The organism is Streptomyces sp. SID13726 (assembly GCF_010548375.1).
Taxonomy (GTDB): Bacteria; Actinomycetota; Actinomycetes; order Streptomycetales; family Streptomycetaceae; genus Streptomyces.
This window is the reverse complement of record NZ_JAAGLY010000375.1, coordinates 1-463: the sequence shown is the minus strand read 5'-3', so window position 1 is coordinate 463 and position 463 is coordinate 1. Positions and strand designations below refer to the sequence as shown.

The 463-nt window shown below is 69.8% G+C and carries 1 pseudogene; it reads right to left on the bottom strand.

What is annotated here, in order from left to right:
- Positions 1-407, bottom strand: a pseudogene (locus G3I78_RS48150) (MFS transporter); the annotation flags it as partial.
- Positions 408-463 lie beyond the last annotated feature (56 nt).

Below are 463 nucleotides of genomic sequence, written 5' to 3'. Positions count from 1 at the left end.
GCGGGGAAGGTCGCCGGATGGGCGAACATGCTCGGTGCGGCGATCATGATCCCGAAGACGACCAGGACCGCTCCGGCGATGGTGAACGCGCCGGACCGCGAGGACAGTCCGTAGACGGCGAGGCCGACGGCCTCCACCAGGTGGCCGGTGATCACCCGCACGTGCTTGGGCAGCCTGCTGAGGTACGCGGTGATCTTGAGCTCGCAGGTGATCAGCACGACGGAGGACACCGTGAGGACGGTGCTGTAGAAGCTGGTCGGGTAGTCGTCCGCGGCGAGCTGCAGCGGCAGGGCGATGTGACCCTGGGCGTAGGTGAGCGAGCCGAGCAGGATGGCGCCCAGGTAGAGCAGGTACTTCCGGTCGCGGAGCATCGCGGCGTACGCGGAGCGGCTGCCGGCGGCCGGCACGGGCGCGGCGGAACCGGCCTTGGTCCCGGTTCCGGCTTGCGGTGCTTCCGGTGCTT